The organism is Fibrobacter sp. UBA4309, assembly GCF_002395745.1.
In the GTDB taxonomy this organism is placed as follows: Bacteria; Fibrobacterota; Fibrobacteria; order Fibrobacterales; family Fibrobacteraceae; genus Fibrobacter.
The window spans coordinates 93,882-113,836 of record NZ_DGUN01000046.1 but is presented as its reverse complement, the minus strand read 5'-3'; the positions used below and the strand labels follow the sequence as shown (position 1 = coordinate 113,836).

The 19,955-nt window shown below is 54.4% G+C and carries 14 protein-coding genes; 8 read left to right on the top strand and 6 right to left on the bottom strand.

Going from position 1 to position 19,955, the window contains the following annotated elements:
- From B3M32_RS05810 to B3M32_RS05785, 6 genes are all read right to left on the bottom strand, one after another.
- The coding region (locus B3M32_RS05810; RefSeq protein ID WP_290744156.1) for a valine--tRNA ligase at nt 1-1,483 on the bottom strand (1,483 nt) is incomplete at its 3' end.
- A 133-nt stretch (nt 1,484-1,616) separates the two neighbouring features.
- Nucleotides 1,617-3,110, bottom strand: coding sequence for an FISUMP domain-containing protein (locus B3M32_RS05805; protein ID WP_290744155.1), 1,494 nt, complete (start codon nt 3,108-3,110; stop codon nt 1,617-1,619).
- Between the two features lie 93 nt (nt 3,111-3,203).
- Nucleotides 3,204-4,736, bottom strand: a complete 1,533-nt coding sequence (locus B3M32_RS05800; RefSeq protein ID WP_290744154.1) for a hypothetical protein — start codon at nt 4,734-4,736, stop codon at nt 3,204-3,206.
- Between the two features lie 77 nt (nt 4,737-4,813).
- The gene (locus B3M32_RS05795) at nt 4,814-6,025 is read right to left on the bottom strand and encodes a glycoside hydrolase family 18 protein (RefSeq protein ID WP_290744153.1); all 1,212 of its coding nucleotides are present in this window, start codon (nt 6,023-6,025) and stop codon (nt 4,814-4,816) included.
- Nucleotides 6,026-6,109: 84 nt separating this feature from the next.
- Nucleotides 6,110-6,535: an ACT domain-containing protein gene (locus B3M32_RS05790; protein WP_173379659.1), complete on the bottom strand. Its 426-nt coding sequence runs from the start codon at nt 6,533-6,535 to the stop codon at nt 6,110-6,112.
- An 11-nt stretch (nt 6,536-6,546) separates the two neighbouring features.
- Nucleotides 6,547-7,884, bottom strand: a complete 1,338-nt coding sequence (locus tag B3M32_RS05785; protein WP_290744151.1) for a phenylacetate--CoA ligase family protein — start codon at nt 7,882-7,884, stop codon at nt 6,547-6,549.
- A 334-nt stretch (nt 7,885-8,218) separates the two neighbouring features.
- Between B3M32_RS05785 and B3M32_RS05780 the strand changes: the two genes are divergently transcribed.
- The 8 genes from B3M32_RS05780 (at nt 8,219) to B3M32_RS05745 (ending at nt 19,955) form a co-directional block, all read left to right on the top strand.
- Nucleotides 8,219-10,906, top strand: coding sequence for a BamA/OMP85 family outer membrane protein (locus tag B3M32_RS05780; protein WP_290744150.1), 2,688 nt, complete (start codon nt 8,219-8,221; stop codon nt 10,904-10,906).
- 9 nt (nt 10,907-10,915) lie between these two features.
- Nucleotides 10,916-11,446 (top strand): OmpH family outer membrane protein, encoded by a 531-nt coding sequence (locus tag B3M32_RS05775; RefSeq protein ID WP_290744149.1) that lies wholly within the window; start codon nt 10,916-10,918, stop codon nt 11,444-11,446.
- A 59-nt stretch (nt 11,447-11,505) separates the two neighbouring features.
- Entirely contained in the window at nt 11,506-13,200 is a 1,695-nt protein-coding gene (gene ettA / locus B3M32_RS05770) for an energy-dependent translational throttle protein EttA (protein WP_290744148.1), read from the top strand.
- 149 nt (nt 13,201-13,349) lie between these two features.
- A complete protein-coding gene (locus B3M32_RS05765; RefSeq protein WP_290744147.1) occupies nt 13,350-14,225 on the top strand; it encodes a hypothetical protein in 876 nt (291 codons plus the stop codon).
- A gap of 199 nt (nt 14,226-14,424) precedes the next feature.
- Entirely contained in the window at nt 14,425-15,456 is a 1,032-nt protein-coding gene (locus tag B3M32_RS05760) for a hypothetical protein (RefSeq protein ID WP_290744145.1), read from the top strand.
- A 143-nt stretch (nt 15,457-15,599) separates the two neighbouring features.
- Nucleotides 15,600-17,015: a hypothetical protein gene (locus B3M32_RS05755; protein WP_290744144.1), complete on the top strand. Its 1,416-nt coding sequence runs from the start codon at nt 15,600-15,602 to the stop codon at nt 17,013-17,015.
- Between the two features lie 167 nt (nt 17,016-17,182).
- Nucleotides 17,183-18,949, top strand: a complete 1,767-nt coding sequence (locus B3M32_RS05750) for a type II secretion system protein GspD (protein WP_290744143.1) — start codon at nt 17,183-17,185, stop codon at nt 18,947-18,949.
- The gene (locus tag B3M32_RS05745) at nt 18,930-19,955 is read left to right on the top strand and encodes a hypothetical protein (protein ID WP_290744142.1); all 1,026 of its coding nucleotides are present in this window, start codon (nt 18,930-18,932) and stop codon (nt 19,953-19,955) included. The genes B3M32_RS05750 and B3M32_RS05745 overlap by 20 nt, the downstream gene beginning before the upstream one ends.

Sequence of the window (19,955 nt, the reverse complement as noted above, 5' to 3'; positions counted from 1 at the left end):
AGTAGCGCTTGAGCGTGTCGGTGTTGTCCGGCCAGCCCATGGTAGAATGCGGCCAGAGTCCACTGGAGAACCACGTGTCGAGCACGTCTTCTTCCTGCTTGAGCACGCGGCCCGGAACTGCGTCTTCCTTGAGGTCTTCTTCCTGGCTACACACCAGGTAGCCGCCGTTTTCGGCCTTGTAGAAGAAGATGTCGTCGCGGCCGGCAAATGCGGCCTTCAGTTCGTCTTCGCTTGCGTCCGTGTGCCAGATAGGAATGCGGTGGCCCCACCAGAGCTGACGGCTGATGCACCAGTCGCGCTTTTCGGCGAGCCAGTCCAGGTACTTGTTGGCGTAGCGTTCGGGGATAATCTTGATTTCGCCCGACTTCACGGCGTTCATCGCGTTTTCGGCGAGCACGTCCATCTTCACGAACCACTGGTCGCTGAGGTACGGCTCGATAACGGTCTTACTGCGGTCGGAGTGGCCCACGTCCATTTCGTGGTCTTCCACCTTGATCAAAAGTCCGAGTTCTTCGAGACCAGCCACCACGGCGTCGCGTGCGGCCTGGCCCTTGAGACCCTGGAACTTGCCGGCGTTCTCGTTCAGGCTGCCGTCGTCGTTCATGATGTTGATCATCGGGAGCTTGTGACGCAGGCCCGTCGCATAGTCGTTGGGGTCGTGTGCGGGCGTCACCTTCACGGAACCCGTACCGAAGTCCTTGTCCACCAAGATAGCGTCGGCAATCACCGGAATTTCGCGGTCAACGAACGGCACCTTCAGCATCTTGCCGATGTACTGCGCATAGCGTTCGTCGTTCGGGTGCACGGCGAGGGCGGTATCGCCCATGATCGTTTCCGGACGGGTCGTCGAAACGGGGATAAATCCCGAACCGTCGGCCAGGGGGTACTTGAACGTCCAGAAGTGGCCCTTCACGTGTTCGTAGTAGATTTCATCGTCGGCAACGGCGGTCTGGAGCTTGGTATCCCAGTTCACCAGGCGCTTGCCACGGTAAATCAGGCCTTTCTTGAACAGGTTGAAGAAGGCGTGACGTACGGCCTTTGCGCAGACCGGGTCCAGCGTGAAGCGCTGACGGCTCCAGTCGCAGCTGACGCCGAGGCTCTTGAGTTGCTTCGTGATACGGGCTTCGTATTCGTCCTTCCACTTCCAGATGCGTTCCACCAGCGCGTCGCGGCCGATGTCGTGGCGGGTCTTGTGTTCGTCCTGGAAAAGGCGCTTTTCGACGACTGCCTGCGTGGCAATGCCCGCGTGGTCCGTACCCGGAATCCACAGCGTGTCGCGGCCCGTCTTACGGCGGTAGCGTACCAAAATGTCCTGGAGCGTATCGTTGAGCGCGTGTCCCAGATGGAGCGCGCCGGTAACGTTCGGGGGCGGAATCACGACCGAGAACGGTTCGCCCTTTCCGCTGGGTGCAAAACTGTTATTCTCAGCCCAGGTCTTATGCCATCGGGCTTCCACATCTTTAGAATTGTAACGAGTTTCCATAGTGCGCCCAAAGATAGAAAAAGGCAGGCTCTACGGCAAAGTGACCTATTGCTTTGGCATGGTCATGTTATGCAAAAGGCGCCCCAAAAGGGCGCCTACATGTGCATTTTTCCTTAAAATATAGAGTTGCGCATTATAGTTTTTTTACGCAACGAACGTTTATGGCCTGTGTCGAATCAATGCTCCAGCTACTACCGTCAAAGTAGTGGTAGTAGACATCGAGTGAGAAGTCGGAACCGATAATGCCACCCTCTATGTTCAAACCGTCCCACTCGGGCCTGTAAGAATTGGGTCTTGTTTCGTGGATGCCCCCGTATACGAAGCTAAGCCCGGTAGTATTTTGATGGTTGTACATTTCATGGTTTGTATCGTAGCCGATAATTTTTGCATAAATGGTTTCTTGGGGGCGTTTGTCGCCGATCGCGGCACTGAACTCATCCATTGTTGGCAGGCGCCAGCCGTCGGGACAGATGCCCTGGATGTTTTCATCGTAGTCTGTAGGCTTTTTGCCATTTCTGGCCTGAGCTTTGGTATACATGCGTCCGTAAAGATCGCAGTACATGGAATCGTTTTCGAAGCAGACGGAACCTTCGGAGGCGTAGTTCAAGTGTTCGGCCATCCAGACAAGGGTGTCGATGACGATAGTCTTGTAGAATTGATTGTCGCGAGGATCCTGGAAAATGCCGTATTCCTTTTCGGGGTTGAGCCAAACCCAGGAGTATTTGTAGATACTGTCTGTTGCTATGCTATACAGCTGCTGGTCCCTGCAGACATAAGTGCCGCTGTCGTATTTGCGCCCCCTGCAAAGGGGATGGACTGTACTGTTCTGGCAGAAATGGGTGCGGTTGTTGTAGGCGACGGGGCCACAACTAGAAATGTTGCTAAGGCAGCGGACTGAAAGCTTTGTATCCGGTTCTGCATTCAGGAAGCAGGCGCTATCGGCGGACTGGCTACAGCGGTATTTAGATGTGGGATAAGGGTTGATTTTCAACATCATCCCCGTGCTGTACCTATGATAATCGTGGGTGGTTGTCCAGAAGTTTTCGTCGGTACCGCCGTCACCGCTATCGATGGGTATTGCGTTAAATCCAAATTCATCTGTGCCGTTCCAATCCCCAAGTTCGCCGTTAGGCCACCCCGAAGTGCTTTTGAGGGCCTTGGCTGCCACGGCAAATCCGCCCACAAAGTCTATAAGTTCCTGGAATTCCTCCATGCTGGGCAGGTGGAAGTTTTCGGGGCATACCTTTTGGGCGTCATCGAAGACGTAGATAAGGCTGTCGGCAAAGTGGAGGTTTTCTGCCATCCAGGTTTGGTCGCCGATTTTAACGAGCTTGTAGCTTTTCCCGTCGCGGGAATCCGTAAAGGAGTCCTTTGGTTCCTGGAGTACGGAAGATTCCGAGGAAACAATACTGCTTGATGAACCTGTAGAGGACGTGTCTGTAGAAGAAATCCCGGCGCTGGAAGATGTCGGGTTGACCCCGGAACTAAGAGTTGCCGGTTCATTGCCGCTAGAAACATTGTCAACGTTGTCAATGTTGTCAACATCATCTGCGCTGCTTCCGTTGTCTCCGCACGCTGCAATCATGGCAGCAATGCTCAATGTCGTCAAAAGAGAGATTTTTTTCATATGAAAAAATATAGCCCTTTTTGCCGATTCCGGCTAAGTTGAAACTTATCCGATGCACAATAATTGTTGTTTTATGACACTTATTGTACTAGACTATTTCACCAACGGATAATACGCCCCGCGAGCGGCCTTGCTCTGGACGCTGCGGCCCTTCAAGTCGGTTTTGGCACGGGATTTGCCGAAATTGCTCGCGTCCTTGCCTTTGTCGGGGGTTAAACTGCGCGCGCCTGCGATGCCTGTGGTTCCGCCTTCATCGAGCAGGCCCGCGATGATTTCGGCGTTTGCACTGAGGCTCGCCTTGTAGGGAATGGTCGCGTCTTTCAAAAGCTTGTCGCCGGTGATGGTGAGTTCGGGCGTTTCGCTGTCGCCGATTGTGAGGCCCGCGACGGTGAAGGTCGCTTCTTCGCCGGGGAGGAGTCCCTTGAGCGATTTCTCGCTGCGTACGCCGTTCACGGTCACGTAGGCGTTGTGGTACAGCGGGGCGATGCCGATGTTTTTCACGCGGACAGCGGCAGACACCTTGTTGACCGCGTAACCTGTGATTTCGAACTTGTAGCCCGCATAGGAACTGGCCTCGTACACGCGGTCCTTGGTGGCGTACTTGCCTTCGGGTGCGTCGTTGCCGATTACATACGTCATGTGGTACTTGGCGGCGGCATCTTCCCATGTGACGCCGTAAAGGCCTGCCGGGTTCAGGAACTCGTGCTGGTCCTTGTCTTCGTAGTAGCTGATTTCACCGCCGGCGGGAGCGGTTTTCCAGCGGTCCGTACCCAGGTCGCGCCAGTTACGCTCGTTGTCGCCGTTGCCCTGCGAAATGTCGTGTTCCTTGTGCATGAAGGAATCGTCGAACAGCCCGAAATTGAGCCCGAGCAGGGTCTTGTTGCCTGCGACGGGCGTGTAGTTGTTGTCTGCCGCATCGATGGAGATGCTCCACGGGGTCTCTTTGAACAAACTATCAAGATGCGTCAGGAATTCGGCCTGGTAATCCTTGGTAGCGAAGTTGACTCCGAAATTGAGCTTGGTGCCGTAAATATGATATTCGCCCCAGTGCCCGAAACCCGCCTGCACGAATGCGATACGCGGGTCGTTGTCGTATTTCGCGGCAAAGTCGGTGTAGAACTGCTTGTAGAACCACAGGAGTTCCTTGTTGCTCCAGTCGGCATAGTAGGTGGGGCCGTCGCCGCCCGGGTCTTCGGAATACGTCTCGGTGTAGGACTTGTTCGCCTTGATGTAGTTGGGGACTGCGGTGGCGCCCTTTACATTCTCGGTGCAGCCCGATGCGTTCGTGATAGTCTCGCTTGGGTACTCGATGCGGAAACGCACGATGGCCTGGTGCCCGCGGCTCTTGATGTCGTCGAGCATCTTTTCGAAACTGCTCCAGTCGTAGTCAATCTTGTCGTCGGTCTTGCCCTTCACCACGGCGCAGGGGAGGCAGTACGAGAATTCGAGCGAGATGGATTTTTGAAGGTCCTTCTGGTCTTTCGCCTGGTCGGGCCAGAACACGATGCCCTTCATGGGCTCAAGCGTCTCGATTTCTTTGTTGAGGGCAACGGAACGGTCCGCCGCGAATGCCGCTGTTGCCAAAAAGGCAACCGCGCTACCTGCGATTATCAAGTTTTTCACCATACACACTCCTGTCGGGAATACCCGTTACTCTAAATCTATCGTGTTGAATGGCTTAAGTCAAGTAAAAAATGAATCTTTTAAGGTTCGAAAATACGGATAAACTTCGGTTTGCCTTTCACGCTTTTGCCGAGGGCGTCTACCTGCTTGCCGGTGGCGTTTTGCTGGCGAAGTTGCTGTGAGGCGCGGACCTTGCGGGCGTTAAGAATTGCGGTTGTGGAACCGTCGCGCAGCACGACCGCGATGCTGTCGAGAATCGGGTTCCCGGTGCCTTCGATGTAGTCGTGCGAGACTTCCCACACCATGATGCCCGCGTAACCGTTGTCCTTGACCCAGCGGCTCTTGACGGCAGAGGAATGCGGGTCTTCGAAGGTCACGTAGCCGGTCGAAGATACGCCGTAAGGTGACATGGAGACGCTGTCGAAAAAGAATTCCCATTCGGAATTCGTGACAATGTCCTTGTACGGGACCTGCTTTGCCGTTCCCTTGGTGAAATCGGTGCCGGGGCCCGTGGCGCCCTTGAATTCAAACCCGAAGGAGGGAATGCCGAAGACCATCTTTTCGGTGGGAACGCCGCGTTTTTTCCAGTAGTCGCGTGTCTGTTCCCACGACCAGGTGGTGTAGCCTTCGTGCGGGTAGAGCGGCGAATCGAACATGGCCTTTTCGTCCCAGTCGCCGGTGATGTCGTAGGTCATGAACCCGAACCAGTCCAGATTTGCAATGAGGACTTCGGGCGTGAAGTATTTTCCGTAATACTGCGAGCACGGGAGCGCAGCCGAGAGCGTCTTGCCTTCGGGGAGTGCCGCGCGGAGCTCGGTGAGCAGCTTGTTGTAGGCGATGGTGTCGGCGTCGGGCACAGGATTGTATTCCCATTCCCAGTCCATGTCGAGGCCGTCCAGGTTGTGGTCGGCGACGAACTGCACGAGGTTCGCCACAAACTTTTGGCGGAGTGCGTCATTCGATGCGACGGGTACGAAGTTTTCGCTCTGTCCGCCACCGCCGAGCGATACGATGACCTTTGTTCCTGCGGCATGTCCGAGTGCGACCATTTCGTCGAGAGCGCTCGGGTCGTCTGCGGCGTCGCCACGCAAGCTGCCGTCGGTATCCGGCGTGATAAAACTCCACAGCACGTGAGTCAGCTTTTCGTATGGCACCTTGTCTACGGTGTAGGCGGGCTTGTGCCATTTTCCCCAGTCGGGGTAATAGCCGATAAACAGCGGTTCTGCCCACGCCGTGCAGGCGAGGGCGAGGGCGAAAAATAGGGTTGTCGTTGTTTCAATCTTATGGCTCATTTCATTTCTTAAAATACTCTATTTCCAACAAAAAAGCGCCGGGCAAAAGCCCGGCGTTTTATGAAAGACGCAGTTTTAAGCCTTTTACCCCAGCAGTTCTTCCTTGCTGATGGCCTTGAAGTTCGTCGCCTTCAGGGCTTCGATGGCCTTGTCCACGTCCTGGAAGCGCAGAATCATGATGTTGCTGCCGTTCAGGGTGGAGGGGTAGGCGTACATGTAGTCGATTTGCTGGCTCCCTACCGCGGTGGAGAGCAGTTCGGCGAGGCCACCGATGGCGGCGTTCACGGGGCAGGCGACCACGTCGGTGATGGTGGCGCTGAGGCCTGCCTTGGCGAGCACGTCCACTGCCTTTTCCGGGTCACTCACGATAAGGCGGATGAGCCCGAATTCGCCGGAGTCGGCAAGCGTGAGCGAAAGGAGGTTCACGCCGGCGTCGGCAAGCGAGCGGCACACCGCCTGGAGACGGCCCGGACGGTTGGAAACGAAAACGGATACTTGCGGAATCTTCATGTTGGACCTCCTTACATCTTCTTGCGGTTGTCGATAACTCTCTTGGCCTTGCCTTCGCTACGCGGCAGCGAATCGGGTTCGCACAGCGTGACAATGACGGAAATGCCGAGAATCTGCTCGATGGAGTGCTTGAACTTCTTGTTCAGCTGTTCCATGGCGCTCATGGAGTCGCTCACCATGTCGCGGGAGACTTCCACCTTGACCTCGAGCGTGTCCATGTTGTTCTTGGTGTCGAGCACGATCTGGTAGTGCGGCAAAGCCTTCTCCGCGCGGAGGAGGGCCGTCTCGATCTGACTCGGGAACACGTTCACGCCGCGCATGATAATCATGTCGTCGCTGCGGCGGCCGATGCGGCGGATACGGCGGATGGTACGGCCGCACTTGCACTTGGTCTTTTCGATGGCGGTGATGTCGCGGGTGCGATAGCGGATGATGGGCATGGCCTTCTTGCTGAGTGTAGAAAGCACGAGTTCACCCTCTTCGCCGTCCGGCAGCGGTTCAAGCGTTTCGGGGTCGACGATTTCGGGGTAGAAGTGGTCTTCGAAGATATGGATGCCGTCGCGGCACTCGCATTCGCAGCCCACGCCCGGGCCCACGATTTCGGAAAGGCCGTAGATGTCGTAAGCCTTGATGCCCGTCTTTTCTTCGATGTAGTCGCGCATGCCGTCGCTCCAGGGTTCAGCCCCGAAGATACCGCGCTTGACCTTCAAATCACGGATGTTGACGCCCATCTTCTCTGCGACGTCGATAATGCGGACAAAGTAACTCGGCGTTCCGCCCACCGCGGTGACGCCGAAATCCTTCATGAGCATCACCTGGCGTTCGGTATTGCCGCCGCTGATAGGAATGACGGTCGCACCGAGGGCTTCAAAGCCGCCGTGGATGCCAAGGCCGCCGGTAAAGAGGCCGTAGCCGTAGAAGTTCTGCACAATATCGGTGCTGCGGAACCCGCAGGCGAGTAGGCCGCGCTTCACGACCTGGGCCCACACGTCCATGTCTTCCTTGGTGTAGCCGACCACGATGGGCTTACCCGTGGTACCGGAACTTGCATGCAGGCGAACGACTTCGCTCAGGTCGACGGCGAACAGGCCATACGGGTAGGTGTCGCGCAAATCCTTCTTCATGGTGAAGGGGAGCTTAGCCACGTCCTTGAGGGTCTTGATGTCTTCGGGCTTGAGTCCCTTCTCGTCCATGCGGCTGCGGAACAGCGGGACCTTCTCGTAGGCGAGTTTCACGGTGGCGCGCATACGCTGCAGTTGCAGGTCGCGCAATTTTTCTTCGGGCATGAAGTCCAGGGCCATTTCGGGCAGGACCTTGTTTTCTTCGTCATTCCAGGCGGTTGAACGCATAGGGGTTCCTTTTCGTTAAATTTTGCGCCTATGAATATATAATTATTTCGAAAAAATCAAGAGTGCCCAAATGATGTTTTTCTTTTTTTTGCAAAAGGGGCAGAGTGAACGTTTTACACGGCGTGTAATAAGGTAATCGCGGAATGTGACATGCTTTTATAATCTGAGGGTGGGCTGCTCTGCCGTATTTTTTGTATTTTTGGTCGGTATTTTAATTTTTTTTGCATTTATAGGTAGGTTTATTCTGCGCTATCGTCTGATTACTTTGTTGCTCGTATTTGTTGGTGTCGTTCAGGCTCAGCTCCTAGACATGTCCCAACTGTCGCAAGATTATATGGCCGAAAATAAAATCAACCAGGTCAAGGTTGAAGGCAATCGGAACATGGACCAGCGTTCCGTCTTGAGCCGAATCGGCATTCGTGCTGGCCAGAGCTACTCCCCGACAGCGCTTACAGACAAGGTCCAGAGGGCCGTGACGGGACTTTACGAATCGGGCCTTTTTGACGACGTTACGGCGTGGATCGATTATTTGGACAACGGCACCGATGTCGACCTGATTTTCAAAATCAAGGAACTGCCTGCCCTGGATACCGCTATCCTGGACGGCTGTGACGAGATTGCCGAAGAGGACCTGCGCCTAAAAATCCGCATGGTTTCGGGGCAGGTGTATAGCAAGAGCCAGCTGGAGCGCGATCGTCAGGCCTTGCTCGATTACTACCATTCCGAGGGCTATCTCCTTGCCGAAGTCGGCTACAGGGAAGAACCGACTGACGAGAACATGAACAAGGTCACGTTCATTATCCGCGAAGGCGGCAAGGTGAAGGTCCGTGAATTCGTTATCAAGGGCAACGATCACGTGCCCGCCGAAGATATCAAGGAACATATGCTCACCAAGATGGACCAGTGGTGGGGCGGTGGCGAATTCAAGGAAGCCGTGTTCGAGGCTGACCGCGATACGGTGCTGAATGCCATTCGCCATTTTGGCTATCTCGATGCGGAACTGACGGAATATTATGCCGAATACATGCCGGATTCTTCTTGCCTGTTCTATCTTGGACGCATGGTCCCGGTCGGCAACGACCTGAAGGTCCTTTACGATCAGTTGAACCGCGCGATGGGTGATTCCGCTACGGCCCTTTACAAGATGGCCGGCAAGCCTACCATGGAAGTGACCCATTATTACCGCAAGGAACGTGTGGGCGCCCACGGTTACGTGTCCCGTCCGCTACCGCAGGTCAAGTCCGAAGAAGACGCCCTGAAGGCGTTGAACGACATTATCCGCTACGAGAAGTCCCGCAAGGAATGGCTCAAGATCGTGGCTGGCCGCAAGTTCAACAATCCGAAAATTTACGAACTGAGGGACAAGAAGAAGCTGTCGCATTACGAAGAAAAGCTCCTGGTGCGTTACATGCTCGAAGACATGTTCCCCGCATTGAACAAGTACGACGAAATCAAGACGTCGAGCGACGTGCGTATCCATATCTCGATGATCGAAGGCCGCCGTTACTACATGGGCTCTCTGCACTTCTCGGGCAACGAGGTCTTGAACGACGGTATTCTGAATTATGCCTTCCGCCTGGATAGTGGCGAGGTGTTCGACCAGTATGTCTACGACGCTTCCAAGAAGGCCTTGCTCGACGCCTACCGCGAAGACGGCTACCTGTTTGCGCAGTTCGAAGAAGAACGCACCTTTACGAACGATTCTATCGTGAACCTGACCTACCGCATGCGCGAAGGCTTGCCGGCGAGCATCCACAAGGTGCATATCCATGGCAACACCAAGACAAACGAGAAGGTCATTCGCCGCGAAGTGCGCCTGTATCCGGGCGACACCTACCGTCAGTCCGCTCTGGAACGTAGTTTCCGCGAAATCATGCAGCTCAACTACTTTGACATGGTGACGCCGGACATCAAGGTGGTGGGCGAACAGGATGTGGACCTCGACTTTACTGTGCAAGAGAAGGAGGCGGGCACCGGCCAGTTCAGTCTGGGTGTGTCCTATAGCGAAAGCGACGGTCTCGTGGGTACGGCCAGCATCTCTATTCCGAACTGCTGTATGGGTAACGGCCAGGCGGCTTCGCTTAGCCTGGAATACGGTGAAGATAAGAAGAGCGCCGCTATCAGCTTCCAGGAACCGTGGCTGTTCGACAAGCCGATTACCTTGGGCACAAGCCTCAGCTATAGCTGGTGGAATATGTCCAGGTACGACGACCCCGATATTACCCGTTACGGCGGTAGCGTCTATCTGGGCAAGCGTCTCAAGTGGCCCGATGACTACTTCTACGGCCAGATCGGTTACAGCTGGCTCATGAACAAGCAGGGCCCGAACATCGACGACAGCTACGTGGTGTACACTGGTGTCGAATCGGCCTTGAACTTCCGACTGGTGCGTGACGACAAGAACTTGCCACAGTTCCCCACGGAAGGATCCCGCTATGTACTCGACGTGCAGTGGGCCGACGGCAAGCTGTTCAGTGACTTTGAATTCGTCAAGACCGAACTCACTATCAAGTGGTGGTTCCCGCTGTTCCGCGACCGTCTCGCCATTGCTCTCACCAACGAGTACGGCGTCATCTTCGGCGACCAGCTGCAGTACCGTACGCTTTACACGATGGGTGGTGTGCTCGGTTACGAAGGCATGATGCGCGGTTATAGTTCCGGTTCTATCGGTTACCGCCGCCTGGGCCGCAGTTTCCAGTACGTGGGAGCCGAACTCCAGCTGGGCATCGTGCCGCAGGTGTTCTACCTGTTGCCGTTCTTCTTCGATGCGGGTAACGTGTTCGGTGAACGCTATGACCCGCGCACCAAGGTCCCCAAGCCGACGCGTAACCCGCTCAGCGAATGGGATCCGACAAGCTTGAAGAAAGATATGGGCTTCGGTTTCCGTGTGATTGTACCGATGCTTGGCATTATCGGCTTCGACTTTGCATGGCCAATGGATGTGGGTGAAACCTACAGTGGCCTGCAGCGCACCGAAGTCGGCGATATGGAATTCAACTTCGTTATCGGCCAGGGATTCTAAGGAGGCGATATGCTGAAAAAATCTTTGATTCGTCGTCTGGTGGTTTTGCTCGTGATGCTGTTTGCGTGCACGGGCTTTGCCGAGGATGGGCTCCGTATCGCCCATGTGGATTCCAAGCTGATCTTTGACGGCTACAAGGGCACCAAGAAGGCGCAAGAAGAATATGATCGCCAGGTGGCCAAGTGGGAACAGCAGGGCAACCTGTTGCAGAAGGAACTTTCTGCCATCAAGGAAAAGCTCGACAAGCAGGTGTTGATGCTCAGCGACGAAAAGAAGCGCGAGCTCGAAGCCGAATACAACAAGAAAGATACCGAACTCAAGAATTTCATTGACCGCGTATACGGTCGTAAGGGCGAACTCATCAGCGAAAATGAAAAGGTGAGCGCCCCGATTATCCAGCTTATCCGCAAGGCGATTACCGAAATTGCCTTGCAGGAAGGCTACGATATGGTTGTTGACCGTGCTACCGGTGCGGTTGTTTTCTGGAAAAAGGAAAACGACCTCACGAACAAGGTGTTGGAATATTTGAACAATAGATAGGCTAGAGATTCTCATGCCTCAAAGGCACGAAGTGCCGACCTCACAACCGCGGAGCCCCCATGGCCGAACAGAATAAAGCAGAAAAATTCGTTTTCTACATGTACAAGATGACCAAGTCGTACCCGCCCAACAAGGAGGTGCTGAAGGATATTTCCCTCAGTTTCTACTATGGCGCAAAGATTGGCATCATCGGCCAGAACGGTGCCGGTAAGTCTACGCTGTTGCGCATCATGGCGGGCATCGACAAGGAATTCCAGGGCGAAGCGTGGATTGAACCGGGCCGCACCGCAGGCTACCTGCCGCAGGAACCGCAGCTGGACCCGAACCTGACCGTCAAGGAAAACGTGATGCAGGCTGTCGCGAAAAAGCAGGCCGTGCTCGACCGCTTCAACGAGATTTCCATGAAGTTCGCCGAACCCATGGAAGACGACGAGATGAACAAGCTCCTCGACGAACAGGCGAAGCTTCAGGACATCATTGATGCACAGGACTTGTGGAGCCTCGACCGCAATATCGAAATTGCAATGGACGCACTCCGCTGCCCGCCGGGCGATTGGCCGGTGACGAACCTCTCCGGCGGTGAAAAGCGCCGTGTGGCCCTCTGCCGCCTGCTCCTCGAAGAACCGGATTTGTTGCTCTTGGACGAACCGACGAACCACCTGGATGCCGAAACGGTTGCCTGGCTCGAACGCCACCTCCGTGAATACAAGGGCTCCGTGATTTTGGTGACCCATGACCGTTACTTCCTCGACAACGTGACGAACTGGATTCTGGAAATCGACCGCGGTCGCGGCATTCCTTGGGAAGGCAATTACGCCCAGTGGCTTGACCAGAAACTCGAACGCCTCCGTGGCGAAGAGAAGGGCGAATCCGACAGACAGAAGCGTTTGGCTCGTGAACAGGAATGGGTCAAGCAGAGCCCGAAAGCGCGCCAGGCCAAGAGTAAGGCCCGTCTCAAGGCTTACGAGGAACTCTTGGCCGAGGATTCTCGCGAACAGATCAAGGTGGCGCAGATTCACATTGCGAACGGCAAGCGCTTGGGCGATATCGTTATCCAGGCGGAGCACTTGCAGAAGGCCTTTGGCGACAAGGTGCTGTTCGACGACTTGAATTTCAACCTGCCGCGCTCCGGCATTGTGGGCATTATCGGCCCGAACGGTGCGGGTAAGACGACTTTGTTCAAGATGATTATGGGCCAGGAAAAGCCCGATGGCGGTACGCTCAAGATTGGCGAAACTGTCGAAATCATCAGCATGGAACAGGGCCGCGACAGCCTCGACGACAGTAAGACCGTGTGGGAAGAAATCACCGGCGGGAACGACGAAATCATGGTGGGCGACCGCAAGATGAACGGCCGCGCCTACTGCGGACTCTTCAACTTTACCGGTGCTGCCCAGCAGAAGAAGCTTACGACGCTTTCGGGCGGTGAACGCAACCGCGTGCTCATGGCGAAGAACCTGCAGAAGCCGGGCAACCTCTTGTTCCTCGACGAACCGACGAACGACTTGGACATCGAAACGTTGCAGGCTCTGGAACAGGCTATCCTCAAGTTCGCAGGCTGTGCCGTGATTATCTCGCATGACCGCTGGTTCCTGGACCGCATCGCTACGCACATCCTCGCTTACGAAGGCGATTCCAAGGTCGTGTGGTTCGAAGGCAACTGGAGCGAGTACGAAGCCGACCGCAAGAAGCGCCTCGGCGAAGACGCCGATAACCCGAAGCCCATCAAGTACAAGACTCTCACACGTCAGTAAGGCGGAGCCTTATCGCTTCAGTAGACTAAAAAACGTCATGGCGGCCTCCGAGCCGCCATCTTTTGTATTAAATCATTTTTTACGAACAACCGTCCGGAAAAATGTCTATATTATTTAATGAGGGGTGAGTAAAATAGAAGGAAATTCCTATGAAGAAATCGTTTGTCTTTGGCGCGGCTCTTGCCTTGGCGCTCGTAGCTTGTGGCGATGATTCGCCTTCATCCTCAAATTCTGTAGGTCCGGAACACGACAGCTCGAGTTCTGTAGAAGAAACTCCGTCTTCTTCGTCGGAAAAGGCATCCTCGTCATCAGAGAAAAGCAAGGAAACTTCTTCGTCGGAAATGGCTTCCTCGTCATCGGAGAAAAGCAAGGAATCTTCTTCGTCAAAGGGAGTGTCGTCATCATCAAAAGAAGAGGCGAAATCGTCGTCATCTGTAGCTGAACAGAAATCTTCTTCGTCAGAAAAAGTTCCGTCGTCTTCGGAAGTCGTCGAGGAGTCCTCTAGCTCGGAACCGGGCGATACGACTACTGTGAATTCAAGTTCGTCTGCGGAGGTCGTTTCTTCGTCTTCGGGACCGCAGGAATTGGATGTCCAAGTGTCAACGAAATGTTTTGCAGATTATCCTTTTGGGAATGTGCCGACGCTTGCCACCAAGGCGTATATGCAGCCGGATTCGAGCGGAAGGTTCTCGGGTTCGCTGTGGTATGTTGTAGATAACTGCCAAAGGCTGGGAGGAACCCTATCCAAGACGATGTCTGGGGACACCTTGGTCTTGAAATTTGTTGATGTCGAAGAGATTGCCAATTGTCTCTGCTGGTCTGATTTCGCTATAAGTTATGGATCTGAGCTTGAAAATATCAAGTATATCGATTACTCGGCACCTTATGCCAAGCATAGCACTTACGAAGTTGCGCATGAGCCGGATCCGGGCAAACCGTCCATGGCTGGATCATCGAGCTCAAGCGGCGGTAGAGATTTGCTGTCGAGTGCGCAGGCACAGCAGTCTTCGTCAAGTTCTGACTAGTGGCTAGCCCTCAAATTGCAGAGGGCCTTTTTTAAAACGCTTCGTTTGTTGTGACGTCGCCAATCAGGTAGCGGTGTATAGCCTCTGCCCTTTGCCTGGTTGCAAAAACAGGTGACGGGAATTGCGCTTTTTTGTTATTTCCCGAGATAGGCTGTTATTCTTTTTACAATAAACTAAATTTACACTGTTAGGAGGTTTTATGAATTTTCCTGGTGTAAAAAGATGTGGCGTAGTTTTGGGAGCGTCTCTCCTGGTTTCGTTGTTTTGGGCCTGCTCGCAGGAAGATCTGTTGACGACATCGTTGCAGGAAGATGCTGCCCAGTCGGCCGGGGCCGATACCGCAGGAACTTTCGATACGGCAGGTCAATCCCTTCCCGATACGGGGGCTTTGCCGCCTCCCGACACGGTGGTGCGTGATTCTGTACAGGAACAGGAAGATGAATTTACGGATCCCGTTAAGGTAAAAGACACTGTTTTCTTTATGGATACGTTGGTGGTTTACAGGGATACAGTCTATGATACGACTGAGGTTGTGACCCGGCATTATACGAGTTTTGTCTATCGGCTCGAAAACGGGCTACTCGATACGGTGCTTAGCAAATCTGCGCTATTGGACTGCGATGTTCGGGACAGTGCTTTTTCTTGTTCGCAGAGAGATGTTGTGTTTATGGAGGATCTTTGCTGTGGTCCTTTGGATTTTATAAAATATGATTCTCTGACGGACTTCGTCCTGGTTGGTGAGGAACATGTTTTTATAGATCTCGTAGATACGCTCTATTTGGATACACTCCATTTGCCCTATACGCATTTTGTCTATGATACGACCTTTATCAATTATACCGAAAACCGTCAAACCGATTTCATTCCGCCGGAATTCTATTATGATGCGTCTGCTCATCCCTTCGATTCTACGGAAATCCGCTCGCTTTTGGATACCCTCGACTTTAGTTCGGAAGGTAAGGGCGTGACAATAGGGGTTTGTTCGGACTTGGATTTTCATGACCTTCCTGGCATCGTGATGGTATTAGGCTTAAAGGGTTCGGATGGGTCAAGTATGTTGTGGCGGACGTGGCCCTCGGTGAGGATGGTGAAAGAGAGGCGTTATAGCTTCACCAGTGCGGGTGTGGATTCGGATACGACGGTCACGTGGACTCTGGGTTATACGCATTACGAGAACGGCGTAGAACAATCCGATTCCATAGAGGTGACGACGTTTATCAAGGTGGAATAGCGCTCCGCCGCCAGGGTCCTGTATTACAAAAATCATACATGTTTCGTACTGACATAAATAAGTAAGCAAATTATAATAAAACTTTTAAAATCCTTTTCTACCTTATCGCCCAGCTAAAAATCCTGACCGATAGGAGAAAGGATATGAGACTTCACGAAGCGACCTTGGCGATGTGCCTCGCAGCCTCCTTTGCGGCCGAGTCTTTTGCCGGCGGCCTCAATACCAACACCAACCAGTCCGTGCTTTTCCAGCGTAGCGTGGCGCGCGACGCGAGCACCGACGTGGACGCCCCTTATGCGAACCCGTCGGGCACGGCTTTCATGGAAGATGGCCTGTACATCTCCGTCAACAACCAGACATTCTGGCAGACCCGTAGCGCGACGGTGGAAAAAACCACGATATTCGACGAAGGCGAAGAGTTCGAGGGCGAGGCCTTCGTTCCTTCGCTTCCCAGCGCGCTCGTGACATGGCACAAGGGCAACTTTGCACTTTCCGGTCACTTTGGTGTTATCGGCGGTGGCGGCAAGGTGAACTTCGATGATGGCATTCCGAGTTTCTATGCGCTGACTTATTCGCCGCTGAAGCAGATGGAAGCGGGCCTTACGGAAAAGGGACTCAAGACGGATGCGAGTTCCATAGATGTTTCGCTCGAGGCGAGCTCCTATATTTTTGGCGCGACACTCGGTGCCGCTTACGAATTTAACAAGATGTTCTCCGTGTATGCGGGCGCACGCTTCAACTATGCGATGAACAGCTATGACGGCTCCGTTGGAAACCTCCAGCTGAATACGAGGGTTCCCGGCGTGAATCCCGACGGCAAGATGATGGAGGCTTCCAAGCTTTCCGAAACGTTCGCGACGCTAGCCGAGAACGCGAAGACTGCCGAGGAGAAAACGCAGTACGCGACGCTTGCGAAAACGTTCGAGACCATGGACGACAAGATGTCCATGGAACTGGAATTGGAACAGACCGGCTGGGGAATCACTCCCATTGTAGGCCTCGGTTTCAAGTACAAGCGCCTGACGGTTGGCGCGAAGTTCGAGTATAACACTTCCATCGAGATGGAAAACGATACCAAGAAGAATGATACTCCGCTTGAACAGTTCGACGACGGCAAGAAGGACCACAATGACATTCCCTCGCTCTTGGCGGTGGGCCTGAACTATGCGCTGCTCGACAATGTGCGCATTGCCTTCGGTTACCACCACTGGTTCGACAGCAAGGCCGATTTCAGTGGCGATCTGGAAGATCATGTGGACGATACTAACGAGTTCCTGTACGGTATCGAGGTGGATTTCTTGAAGCGCTTCACGCTGAGCGGTGGCCTGCAGGTGACGCGTTTCGGTATCAAGGATGAGTACATCAGCGACATGAACATCAATATTTCGTCGACGAGCTTCGGTTTTGGCATTGCCTGCTGGGCGACGGACTGGATGCGCGTGAACCTGAGCTACTTCCACACGCTATACCAGGATTATGACGAGACTGTCGAATACGGGCGTGATACCTATAATCGCGACAGCCGCGGATTCGGTATAGGGATGGATTTCAAGATTTAACAACCTTTCGAGGGTTGCTGTTTGAGAATACCCGGCTTTATCGCCGGGTATTTTTTTATATTGGACATGACGGAATAAGTCCCGTTCTCCAGTGGCGATAGATTCCGCCCATTTATACATCCCGGGCAGGGGCCGCTTTGCGGGCATGCTTTCCTAGGGGTGGCAAGATGCCTCCAAAAAAACAATACTCCCGTCAGGGCTGTTTCCAGCCCGCCATGGCCGCGCTTGTGCTTGCGCTATTGTTGATTGTCGCAGCACGTCTGGATGCGGCGACGTTCGATTTCGTGGATACGCCGATAAGCGAGGTAGCCCGCTCTCTTTCGCTGGCCTACGATACGCCGATTCTGGTAGACAAGGATATCGAAAACAAGGTGACCTTCCACCTGGACGGAGTCGGCGTGCTGGAAGGCCTGTCGGCTCTTTGTGCGTCCTTGGGCCTGCAGGTCGTAGAAGAAGGACATGTGTTCCATATAAGGCGCGTGCAGGAACGCGGGGAGAATTTCTTTGCCGAGAAGGATTCCCTGGTGAGCGTTTCGCTCCGGAATAAGGATGTCGTGGAATTTATCCATGAGTATGCCGCCAATACGGGGCTGAACATCCTGTACGCGCCGGACATTTCAGGAAGGGTCTCCGGCAATTTGCGAGGCTTGCCGGCCGAGGCCGCTTTCCGCGCCTTGATGGAGTCGCAGGGCTTTCGGGTGTACCGGGAATCAGGTTGCTTGCGCGTCGAAAGGCGTAAGGAACGGCCCGTCACCGTGAATGCCGCCCTGGTCGAAATCGAGAGGAATGGCGATTTATATTCGGCTGACCTGGAATCGGTCCCGCTCGTAGATGTCCTGGGCGAGCTGGCTCGAGTTGCCGGATTGAATCTCGCCGTTTACGGGAATGTCCAGGAATCGGTGCGGTTGCATTTTTCCGCTGTGCGTCTGGACCAACTGCTGGAAGCCCTATTTAGGGGAAACCGTTTCGTGTATTCCCTGGATTCGTTGAATTTGCTTGTCGCGGAGCGGGGCGCAAAAAATGCGCTTTCGATGACGCGCCTGTATCCGCTGAAACACGTGCATTCCGAAAAGGCCGTGGCGCAACTGGGCAAGCTATTGCCAGAAGGCAATCTGGCTGTTTCCGAAGTCAAGGAGCAGAATGCCCTGCTGCTGGGTGGTTCCGCAGTAGAAATCGCCGCGGCGGAATCGGTGCTCGTACTTGTGGACGCTCCCGCCATGCAGGTGACGCTTTCGTGCGTCCTTGTGGAGTTCAGGCGGGGGAGGAATTTCGAAATCGGCCTGCATAGCGGGGCGACACGGAAGACGGGGCAGAACGATATCGGTGTCCGGGGCTTCTACGACTTTTTGGGAAAGAATGTCTCGAAATCGGGTGCGTTCGGCAGTGTGGGGATTCTTCCGGACCGCTTCGAGGTGGAACTCGCGAGTCTCGAAGAAAACAACATGGCAGAGGTCCTGGCGCGTCCGAAACTCACGACAATCAACGGCAACAAGGCCGAGCTGAACGTCACGAATACAGTCTACTACCTGGTGAGCCAGGTGTCGGCGGACGGGTATCCGATTACGGATTACCGCTCGTTCAACGACGGAATTTCTCTGGAGTTGACCCCTTCGGTGACGCGGTCCGGGAGCATTACGCTGGAGGTGGCCCCGGAAATTAAGACGGCGGGCCGCAGTACCGGAGATGGCCCGCGCGATATCAGTACGCGAAATCTCAAGACGACGGTCGTCCTTAAAAACGGCGAGACGCTTTGCTTGGGCGGGCTTCGCCGCAGGAGCAAGACGGAGGTGCGTCGCGCGGTGCCGTTCTTGGGGAGCCTCCCGTTGATAGGCCGCCTGTTCAGCTATACGAGCGAAGAAGAGGACGAAAGCGAACTGGCCATATTCATAACGCCGGAAGTCGATAGGAGTGCCGATGCTGTTCCTGAGAAATAAGGCACTTGCCTGTAAAGCCCGGATGTTTACGTGGGAAGTCGTTACCGGGTTTGACCGGGAAGTTTCGGATGCGGAACTGCTTGCCGCGTTTGCGAAGGATTTCCCGAACATGCGGCAGGGCGGGACTCCCGTGTTCTGGAAAATGGTTGCCTTCAATGCGGCAGAAGGACGGCGCCACCGGTTCTTGGTGGCGGTGCTGTGCGATTTGGCGACAAAGCTCGATAGCGGCAGGGTCCTGCCGGAATCTGTCGGCTTATATGCCCTTGCAGACCGCTCGGTACGCCAATGCGATTGTGGTGGCAACATGCGGTATGCCGCTGTTGTCGGCGGGACGCTCTACGTACTTGTCTTTATGGAAGGGCGGCTGTGCCATTGGTCCGAAGAATCCGGCTATGGCGGGGAATCCGGGAAGCTTGTCGAAGAACGGCTTGGACGGTTCGATACCTTCCTGGAAAAGGATTTCCTTTTTTCCCGCATAGATTCGTTTGCAAAGGTGACGGAAACGGATGCGTCTTTTGATTTTTTCCAGGCGGCGTCGCAGGATCCGTTCTGGGAAAATCTGAGCCTGTTCGAATACCGCGGGTGGACGCCCCGGTATTCCCGCCTTGTGCTGTTCCTGGTCTTGGCGTTTTCGGTGATGTTGTGGCGGGGTGTCGGGCCTTGGCTAAGGAAAGTGCCCGAAACGGTTGCCCGCGTACCCGCCGTAGATGCTCCCGAATTGGAGCGTCCCGTTGACGAACTCCCGGATCACGGGGAATGGCTCATGAAAAAGCCGAAACCGGCGGTGAACGAAAGGGCGTGCTCGACAGAAATCCTGAAAATCCAGGGAACGATAGCGGGGAAGATTGCGCAGATCCGTGAAGGCGACGGGAATACGCTTTGGCTTGGCATCGGAGATTCCATAGAAAATTTGACCGTGCATGATATCGGGAGAGATTATGTTGAGTTTGTATGTAACGGCAGGAATTATGTGCTGAGGAATGGGGGCAATGGCGGGAATAATTGA

Bases quoted from the DNA above. Each gene is read 5' to 3' on its own strand.
- B3M32_RS05785 (WP_290744151.1), bottom strand. From the start codon at position 7,884: ATGCGTTCAACCGCCTGGAATGACGAAGAAAACAAGGTCCTGCCCGAA.
- B3M32_RS05745 (WP_290744142.1), top strand. From the start codon at position 18,930: ATGCTGTTCCTGAGAAATAAGGCACTTGCCTGTAAAGCCCGGATGTTT.
- B3M32_RS05755 (WP_290744144.1), top strand. From the start codon at position 15,600: ATGAGACTTCACGAAGCGACCTTGGCGATGTGCCTCGCAGCCTCCTTT.
- B3M32_RS05765 (WP_290744147.1), top strand. From the start codon at position 13,350: ATGAAGAAATCGTTTGTCTTTGGCGCGGCTCTTGCCTTGGCGCTCGTA.
- B3M32_RS05750 (WP_290744143.1), top strand. From the start codon at position 17,183: ATGCCTCCAAAAAAACAATACTCCCGTCAGGGCTGTTTCCAGCCCGCC.
- B3M32_RS05775 (WP_290744149.1), top strand. From the start codon at position 10,916: ATGCTGAAAAAATCTTTGATTCGTCGTCTGGTGGTTTTGCTCGTGATG.
- B3M32_RS05805 (WP_290744155.1), bottom strand. From the start codon at position 3,110: ATGAAAAAAATCTCTCTTTTGACGACATTGAGCATTGCTGCCATGATT.
- B3M32_RS05780 (WP_290744150.1), top strand. From the start codon at position 8,219: ATGGCCGAAAATAAAATCAACCAGGTCAAGGTTGAAGGCAATCGGAAC.
- B3M32_RS05800 (WP_290744154.1), bottom strand. From the start codon at position 4,736: ATGGTGAAAAACTTGATAATCGCAGGTAGCGCGGTTGCCTTTTTGGCA.
- ettA (WP_290744148.1), top strand. From the start codon at position 11,506: ATGGCCGAACAGAATAAAGCAGAAAAATTCGTTTTCTACATGTACAAG.
- B3M32_RS05760 (WP_290744145.1), top strand. From the start codon at position 14,425: ATGAATTTTCCTGGTGTAAAAAGATGTGGCGTAGTTTTGGGAGCGTCT.
- B3M32_RS05790 (WP_173379659.1), bottom strand. From the start codon at position 6,535: ATGAAGATTCCGCAAGTATCCGTTTTCGTTTCCAACCGTCCGGGCCGT.
- B3M32_RS05795 (WP_290744153.1), bottom strand. From the start codon at position 6,025: ATGAGCCATAAGATTGAAACAACGACAACCCTATTTTTCGCCCTCGCC.